The organism is Levilactobacillus koreensis JCM 16448, from assembly GCF_001435525.1.
Classification (GTDB): Bacteria; Bacillota; Bacilli; order Lactobacillales; family Lactobacillaceae; genus Levilactobacillus; species Levilactobacillus koreensis.
Genome location: NZ_AZDP01000023.1, coordinates 59230 through 67052, shown reverse-complemented (window position 1 = coordinate 67052; position 7823 = coordinate 59230). Strand labels below are relative to the sequence as shown.

General features: G+C 49.2%; 5 protein-coding genes. All 5 read right to left on the bottom strand.

Annotation, left to right across the window (positions count from 1 at the left end; genetic code table 11):
• Nucleotides 1–90: 90 nt before the first annotated feature.
• Nucleotides 91–1053 carry a hypothetical protein gene (locus tag FC99_RS01640; protein WP_082153210.1) on the bottom strand — a complete coding sequence of 321 codons (963 nt, stop codon included), beginning with the start codon at nucleotides 1051–1053 and terminating at the stop codon, nucleotides 91–93.
• Nucleotides 1054–1385: 332 nt separating this feature from the next.
• Nucleotides 1386–2882 carry a Na+/H+ antiporter NhaC family protein gene (locus FC99_RS01635; RefSeq protein ID WP_082153209.1) on the bottom strand — a complete coding sequence of 499 codons (1497 nt, stop codon included), beginning with the start codon at nucleotides 2880–2882 and terminating at the stop codon, nucleotides 1386–1388.
• Between the two features lie 68 nt (nucleotides 2883–2950).
• Nucleotides 2951–4372 (bottom strand): tyrosine-tyramine antiporter, encoded by a 1422-nt coding sequence (gene tyrP, locus FC99_RS01630; RefSeq protein ID WP_048733819.1) that lies wholly within the window; start codon nucleotides 4370–4372, stop codon nucleotides 2951–2953.
• A gap of 91 nt (nucleotides 4373–4463) precedes the next feature.
• Nucleotides 4464–6347: a tyrosine decarboxylase gene (gene tdc / locus FC99_RS01625; protein WP_048733817.1), complete on the bottom strand. Its 1884-nt coding sequence runs from the start codon at nucleotides 6345–6347 to the stop codon at nucleotides 4464–4466.
• Nucleotides 6348–6555: 208 nt separating this feature from the next.
• Nucleotides 6556–7815: a tyrosine--tRNA ligase gene (gene tyrS / locus FC99_RS01620; RefSeq protein WP_048733816.1), complete on the bottom strand. Its 1260-nt coding sequence runs from the start codon at nucleotides 7813–7815 to the stop codon at nucleotides 6556–6558.
• Nucleotides 7816–7823: the final 8 nt, after the last annotated feature.

Sequence of the window (7823 nt, the reverse complement as noted above, 5' to 3'; positions counted from 1 at the left end):
CTTCAAGTTGCGTCCGCACCGTTCCAGCCCATATCTGCCGACCGGTAAGGCGAAGGAACCCCCAAACTGCCCTTATTCCCCCGTTTGCTCTTAACGTCGACGCCGTTTCCGCCGCTTCTTTTGGCTGTACTTGACCTGCTTGATGTGCTTCTTATGGGTCAACTGCCGGTCGGTCGTAAAGAGTTCGCGGCTCGCAGTTGGGTGAGCCCGCAGATAATCCTGCGTGAAGGCATCGACGGCATCATGGTCGTCGGCATCGACATTGGCCCGTTGCATGGCCGTCGTCAGGTCCTCAAAGAAGGTCTCCAGCTTGGGGTCATACATGGTCACCAACGCTGTGTGGTGTGAACCGACCCAGTCTTGTAGCTCGGTCGCGTGCGTCAGCTTGCCTTGAGCGGCTAAGTAGTCGAACAAGGTGGTCAGCGCAAACGGAACCAGGTTGAAAAGGGCCGGCACACGGTCTGCTTCATCCAATAAATGAGTGAAGGGGCCAAACATAATTTCATTTAACGTCTTAACGTCCCAATCGTTTGGTTGGAGATGCTTGCCGGTAATCATCAGTTCGGCCGTCGTGTGGACGATCGTGATGAAGTGCTGGAGATCAGCTTGACTAAGATTGGCCACATCTGGCTGCGTCACCATGGCTTCAACCCAGTCTTCAACGAGTGCGACAACGCCCTCGTAGGCCTGTTGTTCGCCGGCTGCATCGCCGTGCTTTTCGACTAATTCTGGCCGAGCTACCTTTAATGCGGCTTCTAGCTCGGCAAAGTTCGCCAATTTTTGGGCCTTAAAGTATGCCGTCAAAACGGGAACAACCGCCACAAAGTACAGATGCGGTTGGTCGACCATGGTAGGCAAAGCCGCCAGGGTACCAGCGACCTGTTGCGGTGTCCAACTCCCCTGTGCCAATTTGACTGTTTCGCGGACGCGTTGCACATCATTAAGGATGGCCGCCGCATATTTCTGCTGATTAGCTGACAACCGGGCCAACCGCTGCGGCGTTAAAAATTCCGCCGGGGTCATTGGTTCGGCCGTTGAATCTGTTCGTTCCATAACTCGATTCCCCTATTCTTTAACCTACCCCCTATTATAATAGAAGAATCGCAGAATGGAAAATCCGGTTTGGAAATACCAGTAATAACTGTTCCCGTCAAAAAAGAACCCACCATCTTTTCAAATGATGAGCTCCAGTCGCCAGATATAGACTGAACCCGGTGTTGACTTCTCGGTTCACGTCGTAGTCCCATTACAACTAAATAGTCTGAGAAAAATTCCAGACTCCCTTTGCGCTCCGAACATACATGACCAAAACGTGCGACAAAGCTTTCAATGAGTGTCGCGATAACCCGAGGACGACCAATCTAGCGGTGTCCATCTCGCTATTTCTAACTTCCAGCGCCACTAGTCGTTACCGACTTCAATGCCGCCTGCTTGGCCTCATCATCCAGTTCAATCGACTGGTTGATCATGGCTTCAACGCTACCAGCCTGTGCGAGCTGCTTCTTATACCGCCAGGTCACAAAGGTAAAGCCGGCAATGATCGTCATGATTGGATTGATGTAGGTATAAAACGCCATGGGAATGTACTGCAGGGCGTCGACATTTAACGTTCCCGAAAAGAAGATCCCGCTGACTCCCCAAGGAACTAAGGCATTGATGTCGGCCCCACCAGTCGCCAAGGTCCGTGACAGGTATTTTCGATCTAAACCTAGCCGGTCGTAGGATGACTTGAACGTTGTCCCTGGTAAAATGATCGAGAGGTATTGCTCCCCGACCATCAGGTTGACCCCGACCCCGCTGAGTTCGGTGAAGAGAATCAGCTTCCCCGGCTTGTTCACGTAAGGCTTAATACTGTCGATCAACGTGTGGACCACGCCAAATTTAATCAGCAATCCACCTAACGCCAGGGCGACGATGATCAACGAGACCGACCCCAGCATGTTGTTGATGCCCCCGCCACTCATCAATTCATTAACCGTGGTTGAGGGGGTCTTGGCAATATTTCCCATCATCAAGAGATTGCTGATCTTGGTCACCCCGTAGGACGGATCACGAACAATGACTAGCAACAACGCCGTGATCGACCCCAACAGTAGCGACGGAATCGCCGGTACTTGACGCCAGGCTAACAACAATAACACTAAAATCGGCAGTAGCGACCAAGCTGAAACCGCAAAGGATTGCTCCAGGCTGCTTGAAATCGACTGAATCTGACTCAAGTTGGCCGTCTTGGCCGTGCTCCCCATCACAAAATACAAGCCGAGCGCAATAATCGCCGAGGGAACAATCGTGCCGGCCATGGCTAAGAGGTGGCGGTAAAGATTCACCTTGGTTAACCCGGTTGTTAAATTAGACGTATCGGATAACGGCGACAAGTTATTTCCCAACAACGCTCCGGAAACAATGGCCCCGCCAGTCAAGGCATCAGAAAATCCCAAGATATGACCGATCCCCATGAAGGCGATGCCCATCGTTGACACCGTGGTAAATGAACTCCCCACCGTAATGCCAACCAGGCCACAGATAACAAAAACCGTTGGCAAGAAAAACTTCACGGAGAGAATGTTGAACCCAATGACCATGATCGTAGCAATGGTTCCGGACGCCAGCCAGCTTGAAACCAGTAAGCCAATCATCAGGAATATTAGGATGGGAATAATCCCGGGTTTAATCCCTTCGGTAATCCCATCAAATATTTGCTCCCAGGAGATCTTACGAAAATGGCCGTAAAACATGAGAAGCGTAAACACAAACAAAATTGGAATCTGGGGCGACATCTTCATCCCAATTATCATGGTCCCCAGAATAAGAAACATGATCACCATAATAATTAAGGACTCTATGAGTGAGAAATGATTGTCCGTTTTCTTTTTTTCTTCCATAATAGAACACCCCTTTAAGCCAAAAAGGGCTTACCAACAAGTAAGCCCTTTTCACCGAGTCAAAGATTTTATTTGTCGAGTGCTAAATCTGTGTTCACCTGTTCGATCCATTCGGCGTTCTTATTCTTATCAATAATCAGCGGAATGATGAAGAGGACAGCGGTAATGATGACCACGAAGATTGCCTGCGTAGCATTACTTGCAACCAAGGTAGCGGCAATGATGACCACGATACCGAAGAGTAACAGGAAGGCCACGAAGTAAGCCATTGCATTCCCCGTTTTCCCTAAGCGGTATGGGCGTTCAATGTCCGGTTGCGTTTGCCGTAAGCGAATGATCGCAATCGCAATTAAGATATAAACAATTGCGTAGATCACCGTGGTGGCGTTGGTCAGCGTCAAGAAGACCCCGTTCACATTTTTCATGAAGCCGTAGAGTAAGGCAAAGAGTGAAATGCAGATGCTTTGCGTTAAGACCACGTTACGAGATACCCCGAACTTGTTGGTCTTGTGGTAGCCAAAGCTGGCAGGTAATTGGCCAGCCCGGGCAACTTGCGTCATGGTCTTCGAAGGCCCCGTCACCCAAGCGGACAACTGAATCAGCACACCGATCACGACCATGAAGCTGAAGATATTGGCGATGATTGAAGGCCAACCTAAGATCTGGCACCAGAGAACGATCGGTTGCGTGATGTTTGATAATTGAATCTTACCATCTGGCACCACGTTGGCGACCAAGATGGAGTTCATGATGTTCATCAGAACTAACCCGATCAAGGCAACGAAGATCCCCCGCGTGTAAGTCTTCTTGGCGTCATGCAGCCGCGGAATGAAGACAGAAGACATTTCCAACCCTGTGTAAACGAAGGAAATGGCGGCGAAGTATTGTAACGATTGCAGGTTGTCCAGACTTGGCATTAATTTGCCCCAAGTGAAGGTTCCCAGGTAACCGTTTGGGTTGATTCCGGTCTTAACCATGGCAGCAACCCCCATGATCAGCATGATGACGATTGGAATGTAAACACCGAGCCAAACCCCGATGTTCCCGCCCACTTTAGCCATGTCGAACCGTAAATTCAGAACGGTAATGATCCAGTAAAAGCCTAAGATGTTAGCGAGAATGAACCAGTGGTTATTCCCTAAAGCGACGTTCCCAAAGACGTTCCCCCACAGCGGACCAATCGTTGAGGCCACCATGACCATTCCTGGGAAAATTTGTACCCAGAGGAGCCAGGCAGTCACAAATCCCCATTTTTCCCCTAACGCTGATTTGACCCATAACTGCGGCCCACCTTCAGCTTGCATCATGGTTCCCAATTCACCGGAAATCAGGGCAACCGGTAAAGCGAAGAAGACGACGGCAAAGACCATGTAGGTGATTTGCGTCCAACCAGTTGCGGCAACTGAAGGAATCGAACGTACCGTGGCACACAGGGCCATGGTCATCCCAATAAATGTGCCAAGACTAAGTTTTTTAGCCTGATTATCCATGTTCGCGCTTCCCTTCAACCAAATAATATTTTTTATAATAGCAGTAGGCCATTACCCCGAATGACCTACGGTGAAACGATATAGTGATGTGTTAGGCGTTTTGATTCTGCTTCGACGTTTCGTAGACCTTTTCAAGATCGGCTTGAATGGCCTTCTTGATTTCAGGTGCAAAGTAATCGAAGTTTTCTTTACGGTTCATGTAAGGCGTCATGACTGAGGCCCGGATGATCGTGACCTTTTCGGCACGGCGCCATTCTGCTTCACTAAAGCCTAAACTTTCAACGAATTGGAGTGGACTGTCACCATAGTCCGGAATGGCAAAGTCGGTGTGAGACACAATGTATTCCTTGCCGTAAAGTGAGCCCTTAACGTATGAAGCTTGTTCGTAGAAGGCGTGGTTCAATTGGTTCATTTCGACCAAGTTGTCGTTGCCGTCTTCCTTCAGCACGTAATCAACCATGTTGAAGTCAGGGGAAACCAGTGGGTGAACGGAGATCTTCTTACCGGCAACTTCAAACTTCAAGTCCTTCAGGAAGTCGTAGTAACGGTGCGCGCCTTCAATGGAGGCCCCTTCGAGTTTTCCGTAGCCCGTCACGTTCAATGGTAAGGTGTGGTGTGCAGCCCAAACGGAAGCGGCGGTAGCACCGGCCTTGGAGCCTTCGAGAATGTAGGCACCGAGTAAGGCTGGAATGTCCGCACCCTTTTCAAAGACGTAAGTTGCGAAGTAGGAAATCGTGTCGCGCATCCGAATGTCTTGGATAACGATCCCACCAGCAGAGTAAGGCACATACCCCATCTTGTGTGGGTCAATGGTGATGGATTCTGCTTCATCAAAGGCCTTATACGCAGCGTAAACTTCTGGTTTGATCAATTCTTTATCTTCAGTGAAGACGTGGTTTTCGGCGTGAACCCGTTGGAGGTCCTTGTATGGAATGAACTTGTCATTTTCATCGAGGAACAATGCCCGGGCATAGCCACCGTAAGCGGCGTCGACGTGGAGGTAGAAGTAGATGCCTTCTTCTTTGTACAGCTTCTTCCGCAGTTCAACCATCTTATCGATGCCATCAACGGCGCCTTCTTCGGTTGAGCCAGCCACCCCAACGACCCCCAAAATTGGTGTCTTTTCAGCGGCAAATTTACGGATGATGTCTTCCAAAGCGTTGATGTCCATCCGGTAGTTACTGTCGATTGGCACGGGAACCACTTGGTCGAGACCAATTCCGATAATGTCGGCAGCCTTCATCCAGGAGTAGTGCTTCGTTTGTGGGACTAACCACTTGCCCAAGCGTTGGAGGTTCTTCCCGCTACGAGCGGAACGCTTCTTTACTTCGTCGATCTCGGTCCCGGCATTTTCAAGCAGGTCCATGATGTCCTTAGTTGGCATGTTCAGTAATTCCCAGTCTGACTTGCCGGCTACGAGTTCGGGATTAACTTCTTGCATGGCGAATGGGAGGGACTTGATGTTCCGGGCGTACCAGAGACCTTCCAAGTTTGCCAAGGAACCGTCGGCAACGATGTGGCCCCAACCGTAGTCGTAACCCATCATGCGGGCAAATTCTTGGCCAACTTCTTCTTCCATTTGGGAGGTTGCTGGTGATGATTCATAAGCAACGTTATTTCCGTTCCACAGCATAGCGTAGTTGTAAGCTAACAGTGCTGGCATTAAGGTTTCGGAGTTCATGTGGCCCCAGTAGCGACCGGCTGAATGCCAAGGAACTGATTCTGTTCGGATCCGTTCTGACAGTTGGTTCAGCACCGTCTTCATGTGGTTGACCGTCTTTTCAAATTCTGGTGATGATTGATCATCTGGCCCAATCATGTTGGGGTCTGATGGTATGTAATTTTTCCGCCAGCCTAAATGTTCGTCGACCAACTTGTTCAGCATATCTTTGTATAACTGACCGTTCTCCGCCTTATCTCCGATAAACAAAGCGTTCAAGTCTAAATCCTTAAGTGAGTTTGTATTCTTTTCCATGTCACTTACCTCCTACAGGTTTATTTATCCTTGCTCACCCAAGAGAATACGCTTTCATTTGTACCCTGTAAAGGGTCTTTTGTTAAAATTAGAACAAGCACATGGCCGTTTACCGGTTTATGAGCACCTGCACAGAATCAAAAAGCGGGTCCGATATACGCTATCGGACCCGCTAACGGGTATAACATTAGAAAAAATTAATTTTAGTCTAATTTTCTACTTTGGCGAGGAAGTAGTTCTTCTTCCCCCGCCGAATGACCATGAACTTACCAGAGAAGTTATCCTTAGGGTCGAGTTCGGCATCCGTAGCCGTTACGCGTTCACCATTGACCGTAATGGCACCGTTCTCAATGTCTTCGCGTGCTTGCCGCCGTGATGGCTCAATGGCCGTCGTGTCGGTCAGCAGCGTGACAATGTTTTCTGGCTTGGCGCTGATTGAGACGTTCGGTACCTTTTCAAAGGCCTCTTGAACTTCGGCCAAGGTCAGCTTTTGAATGTCACCAGAGAAGAGAATTTCAGAAATGTTTTGAGCGGACTCTAAGGCTTCTTCACCGTGAACAAAGCGGGTCACTTCTTCAGCCAGCCGGCGTTGGGCCAACCGCTTGGCTGGTTCGTTCTCAACGCTGTCCTCTAACCCGTTGATTTCGTCTTGGCTCAAGAACGTAAAGAACTTGAGGTAGCGAATCACGTCACGATCGTCCTGGTTTAACCAGAATTGATAGAACTCGTAAGGCGAGGTCTTTTCGGGATCCAACCAAATCGCGCCACCAGCCGTCTTCCCAAATTTAGTTCCGTCGGCCTTAAGCATTAGTGGAATCGTCAGCCCATAAACTTCTTCGTCGGACCCCTTAATCTTGTGAATTAAGTCAATCCCAGCAGTAATGTTGCCCCATTGGTCGGCCCCACCAATTTGAAGTTGAATGTTGTGCTCATTGTGAAGCGTCAAGAAGTCAACGGACTGGAGAATTTGGTACGTGAATTCCGTAAAGGAGATCCCTGTATCCAGCCGACTAGCAACGATGTCCTTAGCCAACATTGAGTTAATGTTCACTAATTTCCCGTAGTCTCTCAAGAAGTCTAAGAGGGAAATCTTGGATAACCAATCGTAGTTGTTGACCATGGTGACGTTGGAATCACCACCGAATAACCGCTGCATCTGTCGTGATAAAGCCTGCACGTTGTGTTGAACCTTATCCATAGTTTGAAGTTGCCGTTCGGTCTTGCGGCCACTAGGGTCACCGATACTCCCCGTGGCGCCACCGATCAGGATGTATGGATGATGGCCGGCTAGTTCAAAGCGTTTCATCATCATAAATGGAATCAAGTGCCCGATATGCATGCTATCCCCGGTCGGGTCGACCCCACAGTACAACGAAATTTTCTTTTCCGTTGTTAACTTTTTCAAGCCTTCAGCATCCGTCTGCTGATTGATCGCACCACGCCAAGTTAACTCATCAATGATATTCATTAGCTTGT